The sequence below is a fragment of the Rubrimonas cliftonensis genome, from assembly GCF_900107585.1.
Classification (GTDB): Bacteria; Pseudomonadota; Alphaproteobacteria; order Rhodobacterales; family Rhodobacteraceae; genus Rubrimonas; species Rubrimonas cliftonensis.
The window spans coordinates 1-14,334 of sequence record NZ_FNQM01000039.1 but is presented as its reverse complement, the minus strand read 5'-3'; the positions used below and the strand labels follow the sequence as shown (position 1 = coordinate 14,334).

At 66.9% G+C, this 14,334-nt stretch carries 12 protein-coding genes and 1 pseudogene; 11 read left to right on the top strand and 2 right to left on the bottom strand.

Annotated features, from left to right (window positions below):
• Positions 1-211 precede the first annotated feature (211 nt).
• The 5 genes from BLW43_RS21535 (at position 212) to BLW43_RS21515 (ending at position 4,940) form a co-directional block, all read left to right on the top strand.
• A complete protein-coding gene (locus BLW43_RS21535) occupies positions 212-778 on the top strand; it encodes a nuclear transport factor 2 family protein (protein WP_217632280.1) in 567 nt (188 codons plus the stop codon).
• Positions 779-961: 183 nt separating this feature from the next.
• A complete protein-coding gene (locus BLW43_RS21530; RefSeq protein ID WP_093256702.1) occupies positions 962-2,020 on the top strand; it encodes an Atu2307/SP_0267 family LLM class monooxygenase in 1,059 nt (352 codons plus the stop codon).
• A gap of 76 nt (positions 2,021-2,096) precedes the next feature.
• A complete protein-coding gene (locus tag BLW43_RS21525; protein ID WP_093256700.1) occupies positions 2,097-2,495 on the top strand; it encodes a RidA family protein in 399 nt (132 codons plus the stop codon).
• A gap of 244 nt (positions 2,496-2,739) precedes the next feature.
• Positions 2,740-3,360, top strand: coding sequence for a glutathione S-transferase family protein (locus tag BLW43_RS21520; RefSeq protein WP_093256712.1), 621 nt, complete (start codon positions 2,740-2,742; stop codon positions 3,358-3,360).
• 20 nt (positions 3,361-3,380) lie between these two features.
• Positions 3,381-4,940 (top strand): VOC family protein, encoded by a 1,560-nt coding sequence (locus tag BLW43_RS21515; protein WP_093256710.1) that lies wholly within the window; start codon positions 3,381-3,383, stop codon positions 4,938-4,940.
• Here BLW43_RS21515 and BLW43_RS21510 read toward each other — a convergent pair.
• The gene (locus tag BLW43_RS21510; RefSeq protein ID WP_245731164.1) at positions 4,912-5,784 is read right to left on the bottom strand and encodes a helix-turn-helix domain-containing protein; all 873 of its coding nucleotides are present in this window, start codon (positions 5,782-5,784) and stop codon (positions 4,912-4,914) included. The genes BLW43_RS21515 and BLW43_RS21510 overlap by 29 nt on opposite strands.
• A gap of 505 nt (positions 5,785-6,289) precedes the next feature.
• On the opposite strand from BLW43_RS21510, the gene BLW43_RS21505 reads away from it, so the two are divergent.
• Together BLW43_RS21505 and BLW43_RS21500 are read left to right on the top strand one after the other, a co-directional pair.
• Entirely contained in the window at positions 6,290-6,817 is a 528-nt protein-coding gene (locus BLW43_RS21505) for a TetR/AcrR family transcriptional regulator (protein WP_093256695.1), read from the top strand.
• Positions 6,814-8,001, top strand: a complete 1,188-nt coding sequence (locus BLW43_RS21500; protein ID WP_093256692.1) for an MFS transporter — start codon at positions 6,814-6,816, stop codon at positions 7,999-8,001. The genes BLW43_RS21505 and BLW43_RS21500 overlap by 4 nt, the downstream gene beginning before the upstream one ends.
• Here the strand turns inward: BLW43_RS21500 and BLW43_RS21495 are convergent.
• Positions 7,947-8,885 carry a LysR family transcriptional regulator gene (locus BLW43_RS21495; RefSeq protein WP_093256691.1) on the bottom strand — a complete coding sequence of 313 codons (939 nt, stop codon included), beginning with the start codon at positions 8,883-8,885 and terminating at the stop codon, positions 7,947-7,949. The genes BLW43_RS21500 and BLW43_RS21495 overlap by 55 nt on opposite strands.
• A 144-nt stretch (positions 8,886-9,029) precedes the next feature.
• Here BLW43_RS21495 and BLW43_RS21490 point away from each other — a divergent pair, with 144 nt between their 5' ends.
• From BLW43_RS21490 to BLW43_RS21475, 4 genes and pseudogenes are all read left to right on the top strand, one after another.
• Complete coding sequence (locus BLW43_RS21490) at positions 9,030-9,659, top strand: glutathione S-transferase family protein (RefSeq protein WP_093256688.1); 630 nt, start codon at positions 9,030-9,032, stop codon at positions 9,657-9,659.
• A 34-nt stretch (positions 9,660-9,693) separates the two neighbouring features.
• Positions 9,694-11,769: a pyridoxamine 5'-phosphate oxidase family protein gene (locus BLW43_RS21485; RefSeq protein ID WP_093256686.1), complete on the top strand. Its 2,076-nt coding sequence runs from the start codon at positions 9,694-9,696 to the stop codon at positions 11,767-11,769.
• Between the two features lie 319 nt (positions 11,770-12,088).
• Positions 12,089-13,873, top strand: a complete 1,785-nt coding sequence (locus BLW43_RS21480; RefSeq protein WP_217632279.1) for an amidohydrolase — start codon at positions 12,089-12,091, stop codon at positions 13,871-13,873.
• Positions 13,874-14,088: 215 nt separating this feature from the next.
• Positions 14,089-14,334, top strand: a pseudogene (locus BLW43_RS21475) (hypothetical protein); the annotation flags it as partial.

Here is a 14,334-nt window from a genome sequence, read left to right as displayed (position 1 = left end):
GCCACGGCAAACCGCGGCGCGCCGTCGGGGGGCGGTCCTTCCGATGACGGGCCGGTTTTCGCGCGGCGTCGCTTCATGACGCGGGCTTCGGAGCCCATCGAGAAGCCCGGAAGCCAGCAGGAACGGACCCAACTGCGCAGCCTCTGCGCCGCAAGCCTGACAGACGCTCGCTAGGGTCTGTGCTCAGTGACACTCAATAAAGGCGCATATCATGTCTTCCATCGCACGCACTCTTCGTAACGCCGCCGCCTCCGTGGCGTTGACTTCGCTGGCTGGCGCCGCCTTGGCGCAGGATGCTTCCACGGCGGAGCCGGCGTCAGCAGAATCGCCGTTGGCGGTGCTCCAGACGATCCTGTCGAACCCGACCGATCTCGACTTCGTCAAACGATACACCACCGATGAATTCACCTATGTCTCCCTGAACTACGACAACCCGGAACTGAAGCAGGTCATGCCGTGGGCCGGGACGACGAAAGGAACCGAAGGTCTGGTCCAGACCTTTATCGATGTGCACCGTTATTGGACGGTCGATAACTTCCAGATCCACGACAGCTTCGAGAATGAGGACGGCGCCGCGATCTTCGGCGCCTTCACCTATACGTCGAATACGCTGGGCAAGACGGTGACCTCGCCGTTCGCGGTTCTGGCGCGCGGCGAGAACGGCAAGCTGTCCTATGTGCAGTTCATGGAGGACACCTTCGCCACCGTTCGCAGCTTCCGCGAGAGCGGCGAGTACCAGATCAAAGCGAACCCGGACGGAACCGAAAACGACATGTGAGGACGGTTCGACCGTCCGTGTCGCAGATGGCTGAGCAGGAGCCCGTCTTTCGTTGCGCCGTCGCGTGGCGGCGTGACGTCCGCTCCAGATCAAAGTCTATCCCGCATGGGACAACCGGGACCGGCATGGACGCCAGCGGCCAGCAGCGTCTGGCGGCGCGAGAAGCACGTGAAGGGACCAATCATGGAAATCGGCATCGACAGCTTTGCGGCGATCTTCCCTGATCCGGCGACGGGCAGGCCGCCTTCGCCGACGGATCGCATGGCCGCCCTCCTCGATGAGATTGAGATCGCCGACCGGGTCGGGCTTGACGTGTTCGGCATCGGTGAACATCACCGCGCCGAATTTCTCGACTCCGCTCCGGCAATCATCCTCGCCGCCGCAGCGGCCCGCACCAGCCGGATAAGGTTGACGAGCGCGGTGACCGTGCTGAGCGCCGCCGACCCCGTGCGGGTGTTTCAGGAATTCGCAACCCTCGATCTGGTCGCGAGGGGGCGCGCTGAAATCGTCGTCGGCAGAGGATCCTTCGGCGAAGCCTTCCCGCTGTTTGGCCTCGACACGCGGGCATATGACGAACTCTTTTCGGAGAAGCTCGATCTGCTCCTGAAACTACGCGAGACCACCAACATCACATGGGAAGGCCGCTTCCGTCCGGCCCTCACGGGTCAGGGCGTCTTTCCGCGTCCCCATCAGCCGCGTCTGCCGCTCTGGATCGGCGTCGGCGGCACGCCGCAATCCTTTGCGCGCGCTGGGGCGCTCGGTCTTCCGCTCATGGTGGCGATCATTGGCGGCGATTTCGAACGGTTCCGTCCACTGGTCGATCTCTATCGTGACGCCGGCGTGCAGGCCGGGCACAGCCCCGACAAGCTTGTGGTTGGCGTCCACGCAATGGGCTTTGTCGGCGAGACCGATGCGGCGGCGAAGGACGCCTTCTTTCCCGGCTGGGCGCATCTCACCGCGACGGTCGGCCGCGAACGCGGCTGGTCGTCGCCGACACGCCGGCAGTTCGAAGCCATGGCCGGCCCCGAAGGCGCCTTCCTGATCGGCGATCCGACCACGGTCGCCGCCAAGGCGCTTCATGCCAGCGAGGCGCTCGGCGGCGTCTCGCGCATCACGTTCCAGATGAGCACGGCATCGCTTGAGACGGCTGCGATGAAGCGCTCGATCACGCTTCTGGGTCGTGAAGTCGCGCCCGCCATAAGATCGGCGACGTCACCAGTCTTCGCTTACCAAGACCTCTAATGACGATGTACGCACTGAAGATCATGGCTGGAAAGTCATACCTTGCTGTGCCTGAAACTCCCGAAAGGATGCAAATATGACAAAACGAAATCCCATTTTTCCAAATGATCGGCACGCACTCTACGAGCTGCACGGCTACTCCGCCGCCATCGCATCGGAAGATTTGCTGTTCGTCTCCGGTCAGGTAGGAAGCCGTTCAGATGGCTCGCCCGAACCGGATTTCGCCAAGCAGGTTCGGTTGGCCTTCTCGAACCTTGAAGCGACGCTGGCGGCAGGCGGCTGCACGTTCGACGACATCGTTGACGTGACGACGTTCCACACCGATCCCGAAAACCAGTTCGAGACGATCATGGCAGTGAAGAGCCAGGTATTCGCCCAGCCGCCCTATCCGAACTGGACTGCGATCGGCGTCAACTGGCTGGCCGGGTTCGACTTCGAGATCAAGGTGATCGCCCGAATACCGGCCGGATCCTGAGTTTCAGGGCACATCACAGTTTCGCGGGCGGCAGTTTCGCCCTCGTCGTCACAGGCGCCCACCCAAAGGTGCGGCGAACGCAGCTCGAGGGGGCCGCGTCAAGGGCCTTCTCCCTCGGGGTGACGCAGCCGGCGCCCTGCGCCGGCCGTGTGAGGAAGCCGGCCTGAAAGGGCGAGACGCTCAATATCCGAAAAGGCCGCTCTCCCCGCTTCCTGAAGATATTGAATGGAGGATGCAAGACATCATGCCAACACTCTACTATGCTGTTGGCGCCTGTTCGCTGGCGCCTCATATCGCGCTTGAATGGATCGGCGCGCCATACGAGGCTGTCAGGGTTCAATTCGGCTCCGATGAGCTTCTCGCGGTCAATCCTGCGGGAGCCGTGCCGACCCTTCAGGAAAACGACGGGTGGCTTCTCACACAGGCCGGCGCCATCCTTGACTATCTGGCGTCCAAGCACCCGGAGGCGCGGCTCGCCGGAGGCGATGGAGTGCGAGACAAGGCCGAAGCGCATCGCTGGTCGGCGTTCTTCACCTCGGACGTGCATGCATCTTTCTGGCCCATATTCATGCCGGATCGATACACCAGCGACAGAACTGAATCAGCTCGCCGCGCCGTGGTCGAAGCGGGAAGAAAGCTGGTCGCGAAGCAGTTCGGCCTTCTGAATCGCCACCTCGCTGGTCGCGAACACATCCTGGATGGTGGGCGCTCGGTGATCGACGCCTATTCCTTCCCGATGATCCGTTGGGCGAAAAAGCTCCTCCCGGACGGCCTGAAGGAGCACCCTCACGTTCAGGCGCTCCATGACAGGATTGCCGCCGATCCAGCGGTGCAAAAGGTCCTTGCTCGCGAGGAACGCAGGTGACCGCTGGCGCCATGGCCGGAATGACAAGCGGGCTTCACCACGTCACCGGCATCACCGCCGACGTGCAGGCCAACATCGACTTCTACGTCGGCTTCCTGGGCCTCAAGCTGGTGAAACAGACCGGCGGCTATGCGGATGCCGAACAACTGCACCTGCTCTTTGGCGATGGCGTTGGCAGCCCGGGATCGTTGCTGACCTTCCTCGTCTGGGAGGCCAGCGGGCGAGGCCGCACCGGCATCGGGCAGGTGTCGGAAGTGGCGCTCGCCGTTTCGCCGGAGTCCCTCGGTGATTGGCTCCTCAAGGCGCTCGCGGCCAACGTTCCGTTCGACGGACCAACTCGGGAGTTCGAAGAGCCGGTCCTGTGGCTGAAAGATCCTGACGGATTGATCGTGAAGCTGGTCGGCGTCGAGATGCCGTCTCCGGCTCCGCTTCCGGGCGCGCCAACCCGTCTGCGCGGCGTGACAGTTCTGACCGACAACGGCGCGGAGACCGCGACGTTCATCACGCGTTTCGGCTACCGTCGCGCGCAGCGCGAAGGCCTGCGGCAGCGCATGGTTTCCGATACCGACGTCGTCGACGTCAGGGAGACGGCCGGCTTCGTGCCCTCCGTGCCGGGCGCGGGCGTCCCGGACCATGTGGCTTTCCGCGCGCCGGATGCCGATGCGCTCAGATCCATGCGGCTGTCGCTCAGGGATCACGGGCCGACCGAGGTACATGACCGGAAATACTTTCTGTCTCTCTATGTTCGCGATCCTGCCGGCATTCTCATGGAATACGCGACCGACGGGCCGGGAATGGCCATTGACGAGCCGCCCGGCGAACTCGGTCAGACGCTGTTCCTGCCGCCGCAAGCTGCCCACCGAGCGGCAGACCTGTTGGCGATGCTGCCGCAATTCACCCTGCCGGGTGAAGAGCGGCTTCCCGCTCGCAGCCTCCCCTTCATCCACCGCTTCAACCGGCCGAAGCACCCGGACGGGACAACCCTGGCGCTGCTGCACGGCGCCGGCGGAGACGAAGCCGACCTGATGCCGATCGCCCGCCGCATCGCGCCCCGAGCGACCCTCTTGGGCGTGCGCGGCAGGGCGGTCGAGGACGGGATCAGACGCTGGTTCGGCCGGGTCGACGCGATGACGCTCGACCAGGCGGATCTCCGGAGCGAGGCCGAAGCCTTCGCGGCCTTCGTCGAGGGCGCCGTGACGGCTTACGGTCTCGACGCCGACAAGTTCGCCTTCGTCGGTTATTCAAACGGGGCAAACCTTCTGGCCGCCGTCATCCAGCTGCATCCCGGCGTCGTGCGCCGGGCGATTCTGCTCCGTGGAATGCAGGCGACGGAAAACCTGCAGACCGGCGATCTTTCGGCGACGCGTGTGTTGATGCTCGATGGACGTGACGATCAGATTGTCGGCGCCGCGTCGACGCTGGCGGACGACCTGACGGCCCGTGGCGCCCACGTCGAGGCCCGGATGCTGCCGGCCCGCCATGAACTGTCTGACGAGGATGTCACGGAGGCGGCGCAATGGCTGCGAAAGACCTTTTCGGATTCAGGCGCTGCTAAGCCGTCAGAACTGAAGGCGCCATGAAGCGATCCGCCGACCGCGCCGGATCGCGAACGGCGCGACGATACTCGGACGGTGTCATGCGCCGATGCTTGGCGAACACCCGGGCGAGTATCTGGTTCGACGAATACCCAACCTCCAGCGCGATCTCCGTGATCGAAAGATCCGTCAGTTCGAGAAGTTCGCAGACTTTCTCCACCCTCAATCGCGTCAGGTAAACGCGTGGCGGCACGCCGACGCTCTGCTTGAACATACGGGCGAAATGAAAAGGCGAGAGCTGCGCCTCGGCGGCCAGTTCGTCCACGCTGAGGTCTTCCGACAGCCGCGCACGCATCAGATCCAGACAGCGTCGCTCCGCCCACGGAGCAAGGCCGCCCTTCGCACGCCTGATCGGCGCCCCGCCGAGCCGACATAGCTCGGCCAGAATCTCGCAGCCTGCGGAACGCGCCAGCAAGCGCGACGGCGCTCCCTCCTCTTCGGACAGCGCCCAGAGCTCCTTGAGCGCCAGGCGGATGGCCGGCGAGTGGAAAGACCCCTTGTAGAGTTGCAGGTTTTCCAACGAGAATCCGCCGTCGGCGGCCTCGTCGAGCACGCTCCGCCAGTGCGCCAAGGGAAACGACAGGATGCGAAGCCGATGGCTGCCGGCGACGTTGACCGCCTTTGCGACGTCCGGGGCGTCGAGGTAGAGATTGCCCTTCTCGCTCTTCACGTCATAGCGCCCATCCGGCGAGCCGCCGCTCACGCGGCTGCCGCCCAGCAGATCCTGACAGAGAACGAGTTCCGGCACGGCTGGGCGGGACATGTCCCCGGCTGGCCGCGCCACCTCGACGAGGTCGAGAATGCCGCCCGGGCTTTTCGTCGTGCGCACATAGGACGCATGTCGCCCCTCGGAGCACCATTGGGTGAAGGACGGATGGGCGCGTGGGGTGGTTGCTGTGCTTGCCATAGGGTCGATGTCGCCGTCTGTTGCTGGGTCTTGCGGTCGGCGATCCGCCGAATGGTCCACCCGTGTGTGGTGACGGACCATCAACGACCGGAGCGGACCATCAAGTGATCCTTGATGCTATGCTATAACAATCCTGCGGCGGGGGAAACCGATGTCACGCGAGTCATCGCGGTGACCGTCCTCGATCGACCGTTCGCCGAACGGGGCGCCTGCCGGGCGTTGCCATCGGGGCCTGCGGCCGCGCGCGGCACGGTTCCGATCAACCACGCATCCGCCGCTTCCCGCGCTGACGCCAGCCGATCGACGGTCCGCTGGCGCTGCGGCGTTCGTCGTCTGCGGTCTTGATTTCAAATGACGACCTCCTTCTCCGGACAGCATTTCCCGCCCGTCGGTTGATTTTGGAAAACGATCGTTTTACATCCGCGCCATGGATCAGAAAGCAAAGCTGGTGGCCGCGGCGGAGCGGCTCTTCGATCGGCACGGCTTCACCGCCACAGGCATGGACCGCGTTACCGTCCTGGCCTCCATGTCGAGCCGGACCCTCTACAAGCTTGCAGGCGGCAAGACCGCGCTCATCGCCGCGACGCTCGCCGAACGGAATCGCCGCTTCATGCAGCTTCTCGAGGTGCGCAGCGTCGATGCGCTCTTCGCCGCGCTGGAGGACTGGGTGCGCGTCGAGGGCGCCCGCGGCTGCCTGTTCCTCAGGGCGCAGGGCGAGACCGGCGGCGACGCCCCCGAGATCTCCGCCGCCGTCATGGCGGACAAGGCTGCGTTCAGGAACCGCGTCGCTGCGATCGTCGCCATGGAGACCGGCGGCGCCGGCGAGGCGGCGCTGACGGAGCAGATCGTGGTCCTGTTCGAGGGCGCGACGGCGGCGGCGGTCTATCGAGGTCCGGACGCCGTCGCGGCGGCGCGTTCGGCGGCGAGCGTCCTTGTTGAGGCGGCGCGGTCATGAGCCCGGCGCTGCGCATCGGCGCGACCGGCTTCGGTCTGATCGCGGTCTGCTACGGCTTCGCCCGCTTCGCCTTCGGGATGTTCCTGCCGCAGATCGACGCTGACCTCGGCCTGGGCGCAACTCTGAGCGGACTGATCGCGGGCGGGTCGTTTCTCGGCTACTGCATCGCCATCGTCGCTTCGGCCTGGGCGACCGAGCGTTTCGGGGCGCGCAGCGTCGCGACTGCGGCGGCGGTCGTCGCCGCGGCGGGCATGGCCGGCATAGCGCTGGCGCCGTCGGCGCCGCTCCTGGCCGTGGCCGTGGTGCTGGCCGGGTCGAGCACCGGGCTTGCGTCGCCGCCCATGGCCGCGGCCGTCTCCGCTGCCGTGCGCTCGGCGCGACAGGATGCGACGAACACCGCGATCAACGCAGGGACAAGCGCGGGCGTCGCGCTGACAGGTCCGGTCGCGCTCGCGCTGGCTGGCCAATGGCGCCTCGCCTTCGGCGCCTTCGCCATCGTGGCGATCGTACTGGCCGCAGCGGCGTGGCGGGCTCTCCCGGCGGCGCGGGGAGGAGACGGCGCGGGCGGCTGGCCGACGCTCGACGCCGCCGTGCTTCGACTGATCGGCGCCTGCTTCCTGATGGGCGCGGCGAGCACGGCGGTCTGGTCCTTCGGCGGCCAGCTCGTGGCGCTGCGGCCGGGCTGGGACAGCGCGGGGACGGGCCTGCTCTGGAGCGTCATCGGCGCGGGCGGGATCGCAGGCGCATGGGCCGGCGCGCTTGTGGCGCGGTTCGGTCTCGACGATGTCCACCGGGCGTTTCTCGGTCTGATGGCGGCGGGTGCGGTCGCGGTCGGTTCTGGGTTCGCAAGTCCGCCGCTGGTCCTCGCGGGAGGCGCCCTGTTCGGCGCCGCCTACGTCATGCTGACCGGGGTCTATCTGGTTTGGGGCGTCCGGGCCTTCGCGCAGCGCCCCGCGACCGGCCTGATGGTCGGCTTCCTGACCATCGCCGTCGGCCAGACCGTCGGCGCTCCGCTGTTCGGCGCGCTGCTCGACATGATCGGCGCGGTCGGCGCGGTGACGAGCTTCGCCGCGATCGCCTTGCTGTCGGGGCTCTTCTCGGCGGGCGGCGCCCGCACTGACCGCCGGGATCACCCGCCGCCGGGCCGCCCCGTCGGAACTGCCCAACGCGCCGCGCCGAAGTAGGCGACCAGATGGTCGATCAGCGCCCTGACGCGCGTCGGCAGGTGGCGGTTGGTCGGGTAGAGCGCGAACAGTGCGATCTCCGTCGCGCGATGCTGCGGCAACAGCGCCACGAGGCGGCCGTCGGCCACCGCCTCGGCCACGATGTAGGCGGGCAGCCGCGCGACGCCGAGACCGGCGATGGCGAAGTCCGCCAGCGGCGCCGGGGCGTTGGCGTGAACCCGGCCCGCCACGCGAACCGCGATCTCCGCCGCGTCGGCCGCGGGCCGGGCGGGCAGGAACCGCCAGATCGCCGGGTCCGTGAAGTTTTGGTCGATCAGGCAGTCGTGCGACGCGAGGTCGGCGGGGCGTTCAGGCGCGCCGGCCCGCGCCAGATAATCCGGCGCGGCGCAGACGATGAGCGGCGTCGCCGCCAGACGCCGGCCGATCATCGTCGAATCGCCCGGCGCGCCGACCCGAACGGCGAGGTCGTAGCCCTCGGCGGCGAGGTCGATCCGCGCGTTCGTCAGGTCGAGCCGCACGCTCACCTGCGGATGCGCGGTCATGAAGGCGCCGAGCGCGCCGGGCAGGCGCTGGCTGCCGAAAGCGGTTGGCGCGGTGATGCGGATCTCGCCTGACAACGCCGTCCGCCGGTCGCGCAACGCGTCCTCAAGTTCGGCGAACTGCTCGACCAGCGGCGCGGCGCGGAGGCTGCAGTCGCGCCCGGCGTCGGTCAGCGACACGCTGCGCGTGGTGCGGGCGAACAGCTGCGCGCCCAGCCGCGTCTCCAGCGCCGCCACCCGCTTGCTGACCAGCTTGGTGGAGACGCCAAGGCGACGGGCTCCGCCGGTGAAGGAGCCTTCCCGCGCCACGGCGAGAAACGCCCGCATCATGTCCATGCTGTCCATCCGCCCTCCACTCACTGTGGTCACAACGTACATGATCATTGAAATAACGAGTGAATTATCGCCGCAGCGGGCGCACGCCATGTTCGGGCGGACGGCGACGACCGGAGCGCCGGAACTCTGACTGCCTGCAAGGAGAACTCGCCGATGCCCGCCCCCATCCGCATCCACCGCCTGGCCAAGTCCGGCCATTGCCACCGCGTCGAGCTTTTCGCCCGCCTTTCGGGGATCCCCTTCGAACTGGTCGACGTCGACCTCGCCGGCGGCGAGCACCGGCGCCAGCCGTTCCTCGCGTTGAACCCGGCCGCGGAGGTTCCCGTGATCGAGGACGGGGCGGTGGTCGTGGCGGACAGCAACGCGATCCTCGTCTATCTGGCCCGCAGCTACGCGCCAACCTGGATCCCGGAGGGCGCCGCGGCCGAGGCCGAGGTGCAGAAGGTCCTGTCGCTCGCCGCCGGCGAGATCGCCAACGGTCCCGCCGCGGCCCGGCTCGTGACGGTCTTCGGCATGAAACTTGACGTCGACCGCGCCCGGGCGGTCGCCGCCACGGCCTTCAAGCGGCTCGAGGCGCATCTGGACGGCCGAGAGTGGCTCGCCGCGGGCCGACCGACCATCGCCGACATCGCGATCTATTCGTACACCGCCCATGCGCCCGAGGGCGGCGTCTCGCTCGACCCGTACCCCCGCATCCGCGCCCTGCTGGCCCGCATCGAGGGGCTGCCGGGCTTCGTCGCGATGCCGTCCACCGCGGCGGGCCTCGTGACCGAGACCGCCTGATCTTCGCGCAGCCCACGCGGCAAGGAGAACGACCGTGACCGGTTTTGACGACTCTCACCCCGAAGCCTCGCCTTTCCACGCCGGAGAGATCGCCGCGCAGGAGCGCGTGGGCGTCGCCGAACGTGTCGCCGCCTTCGCCAGTCAGGCGGTGCGGCCCTATCTGACGGATCAATTGCGCGAGTTCTTCGCCGCGCTGCCGCTGGTCTTCGTCGGCCATGTCGATGCCCACGGCCGCCCGTGGGCGTCTGTGCTGACCGGCCCCGCGGGCTTCATCGCCTCGCCGGACTCCGCGACGCTGATGATCGGTGCCCGTCCCGTTCCCGGCGACCCGCTGGTCGAGGGACTGGTCGTGGGCGCGCAGCTCGGGCTGGTCGGGATGGGCATGGGCAACCGCCGCCGCAACCGCGTGAACGGTCGCGTGACGGCGGTCGGCCTGTCGGGGGTGACGCTGACGGTGGCTCAGGCCTTCGGCAACTGCCCCCAGTACATCCGCCCGCGCGACGCGGACGCGACCGTTCCACACGGGCGCCAATCTGAAACCCCGCCGACGGCGGAGCGCCTTGTGGGCCTCGACGACGCGGCGCGCGCGCTGATCTCCCGGTCGGAGACGTTCTTCGTCGCAAGCTATCGCGGCGGCGGCGATCCGGCGGCGCGCAGCGACAGCGCCGACGTTTCGCACCGCGGCGGAAAGGCGGGCTTCGTTCGCGTTGACGGCGACGTGCTGACAGTGCCGGACTTCGCAGGCAACCTGCATTTCAACACCTTGGGCAACTTCCTGGTCGACGCGCGCGCCGGGCTGCTGTTTGTCGACTGGGAGAGCGGCGCGGCGTTGATGCTGACCGGGTTCGTCGAGATCGTCTGGGACGGGCCCGAGGTGGACGCCTTCCGCGGCGCCGAGCGCCTCTGGCGCTTCACGGCGGAGGCCGGCGTGCGCCTTCCCGCGGCCGTCGCGCCGGGCTGGCGCGCGGGCGATCCGTCGCCGAACGTCGCGCTGACCGGCGATTGGGACAAGGCCGCAGCGACGCTGGCGGCGGAGGCCCTGCGCCGCGACTGGCGCCCTTTCCGCGTGGCCCGCGTCGTGGACGAGAGCAGCGTGATCCGCTCGTTCCACCTCAAACCCTTGGACGACGGGGGCTTGCCGCAGACGAAGGCCGGGCAGCATCTGACCATCCGCGTTCCTGCGGGGCCGGACGGGGCGGCGGTGGTCAGATCCTTCACCCTGTCCTCGGCGCCGTCCGATGCGGGTTGGCGCATCTCGGTCAAGCGCGAGGACGCGCCGGCCGGCGCCGTTTCGCGGTGGCTGCATCACGTCCTGCGCCCGGGCGACGTGATCGAGGCGCGCGGACCCTCTGGCGCCTTCACCATCGATACGGCGGAGCGACGCCCGGCGGTCTTCCTCGCCGCCGGCGTCGGCGCGACGCCCATGATCGCCATGGCCCGCGAGATCGCGAACGAAGGCCGCCGCACGCGCCACACCCGCGCGCTGACGGCGATCCACGTCGGGCGCACGTCCGCCGAACGCCCCTTCGCCGACGACTTCCGGCGGCTGGAGGCCGAGACGGGCGGCCGCATCCGCTACGTCTCGGCGCTGACGCGTCCCGCGCCGGGCGACGCCTTCGACGTCGAGGGTCGCATCGACGCCGACCTGCTGCGCCGCCTGCTGCCGCTCGACGACTACGATTTCCTGCTGTGCGGCCCGCCCGCGTTCATGCAGCTGCTCTACGCGACGCTGCGCGGCCTCGGCGTGCGCGATGCACGCATCTTCGCCGAAGCCTTCGGCCCGGCGGCGCTGGCGCGCACTAGCGAGACGTCCGCCGCCCGGGCCGCGCCCCCCGCCGAGGCGGAGGCCGCGACGGTCGCCTTCAGCGAAAGCGGCGTGGAGGCGCGCTGGACGGCGGGCGACCCGCCGCTGCTGGACCTTGCCGAACGCCTCGGCCTCGAGCCGGAGTTCGGCTGCCGCGCCGGCGCGTGCGGGGCCTGCGCCGCCCCGTTGCGATCGGGAGCGGTGACCTACCGCACGCCGCCCTCCGCCGAAATCGCCGACAGCGACGTCCTGCTGTGCTGCGCGGTGCCAGCCGCTGGCTCGGGGCGGGTTGAGATCGGCCGATAGGGCGCGGTCGGCGCCGTCGAGCATCCTGTCAGCACCGTCCCGACTGTTGCGGGTCGGCCCGAAGCTTTCATCGCGGAGCGAGACGCTGGCGCGCGGCGGAGAGGGCGTGGCGTCCATCAAGCAGCACCACCTCGCCGAGCGATGACAGACCCGCAGGATCTGCTCGCAGACAGCAGCTTCTGCGCCGCGGCGCGCTCCAGCGCCGGCTAGGGTCTTCGCCAAGCAGGAGGCTCCGGCTCTCGCCTTGGGCAAACCCGACAACGACGAGAGCGCGGCTCAGCCGCCTCCCGCCACCAATTTCACGATGATGGAGACAACAATGAGCATCGAAAGCGCCGCGCAGGCAGGTCATGCTGCCGTCAGTAATCAGCCGCGGTCTGGGCAAGCGTCTTCAGGCGCAGACCTGATAGTTTTCAATGCAAACATCTTCACGGGGAATCTTGCCCAGCCTGCAGCCACAGCCTTTGCCGTGAAGAATGGCCGCATCTATTCCGTTGGCGGGGACCGCGAGATCCTGATCCTGCAAGGTCCCGCCACCCGGATGATCGATGCAAGCGGTCGCAGGGTGATCCCGGGCATCAACGATGCTCATATGCATCTACTCAACGAGGCGAACTACACATACAATGTCAGGTGGGACGGCGTGCCAACCCTGCGCCTCGCCCTGACCATGCTGAAGGAACAGGCCGACCGGACACCCGACGGGCACTGGGTCAAGGTGATGGGCGGCTGGTCCCCCTACCAGTTCGAGGAAAATCGCTTTCCCACGATGGAGGAGTTGCGCGAGGCGGCGCCACATCGGCCGCTGCACGTGCAATACGCCTACAATCGCGTCTTCATGAATGAAGCGGCGATGAAGGCGATTGGTGTGGGAACTGAGGACTTTCCAGACTTTCAGGTTCTGGAGTTTGAGAGGGATGAGAAAGGCGATCATACTGGCGCAGTTTCCGGCGACACATTCGGCTTTCTCTCCCTGGAAACGCTGATGCCCCAGCCTGATCTTGATGAGCAACTGAGTTCATTGATCCAAACAATTCATGGCCTGAACCGTTTCGGCGTAACATCTGTCTTCGATTGTGGCAGCAGGGGCTATCCCGACGCCCACGTCACCGCAGCAATGCTCATGCCGGAAAGTCGCTTCAATCTCCGGATGTCTTTCGTCGACATGCAGTTCGGCAGTGACAGCATGGTCGACGCCGAAATAAGCGCGATCACGACAACCTCGCCCATGAGCCCCGGCCAGAACCTGAATCCGTCAATGGCGCATGGTCATGTGTTTCGAGGCGCCAAGGCTCTCGAGACGGAAGTGCACGACCACGAGAACTTCGACCGCCCCGCGGTCATTCTCGATCCGAAGCGGATTCATCGCCACGTCGAGCAGGATATCGCAAAGCTGGTTCGGCGACGGATCCCGTTCCGCATGCATATCAGTTACGATGAAAACATCACCCCGTTCCTCGACGCCTTGGAGAAGATGAACGAGACGACTCCGCTGGACGGCCTGAAGTGGAGCATCGAGCACGCGGAAACGATCACTTCGGAGAACATCCTCAGGGTCAAGACGCTTGGCGGCGGTATCGCGCTCGACCCCAAGATGGCGTTGCACGGCGACGGCTTCATGAAGACCTACAGCCGGGAGAAGGCTCTGGAAACGCCCCGCCTTCGCGCGCTCGTCGACAGCGGGATCCCCTTGGCCATGACCACCGACGCCTTCCGAGCCACCACCTTCAACCCCTGGGTGGCCATCAGCTGGATGGTGACGGGAAAATCTGTCTCCGGCAATCAGGTCCTCGCCGAAGACAATCAACTCTCCCGCATCGAGGCGCTGAATCTGTTCACGAAGGGCGCCGCATGGTTCACCGACGCACAGGCCGAGATGGGACGGATCGCTCCGGGCAATCTTGCCGACTTTGCGCTGCTGGACAGGGATTACATCACAGTGCCGCAGGAGGAGATCAAGCACGTCGCGTCGGTCCTGACTGTGGTCGATGGACGGGTCGTGTTCGGGGCCGAAGAATTCATCGCCCTTTCACCTGAGCTGCCAGCGATCCTGCCAGTCTGGTCACCGATCAAGCATTATGGCGGCTACTACGCCCAGCCATAATGCATGCGGGCGGCGGATCCGCCGTCCTGATGGCGGCTGTTTCCGGTAATCCCGGCCTCTCCGACATGGCCTCTCCGGCGCGATGGAGGCCGCAATTCGCGCTTGCGCCCGCACCAGGACAGCTGACATGGCCGCGCGAGGGAGCGGCCCCGACGTTCCTCAACCAAGAAACTCCCTCCACAAAACCACATCAACGTCAATTGGAGAGCGCTATCATGACCTATCTCCGAATGCTCCTGCTTTGCAGCGCCATGACCCTCGGCACCGTGACAGCGCAATCTCATGCGGCGCTTGCTGATGTAAGGACCATTGTTCTCGTGCACGGCGCAAACGTCGACGGCAGTACTTGGCGCGGTGTCTATGACTGCCTCACCGCAAAAGACTTCAAAGTCACGGTCGTGCAGATGCCGCTGACATCCACCGAGGACGACATCGCGGCAGTTCAGCGGATTGTTGACGTT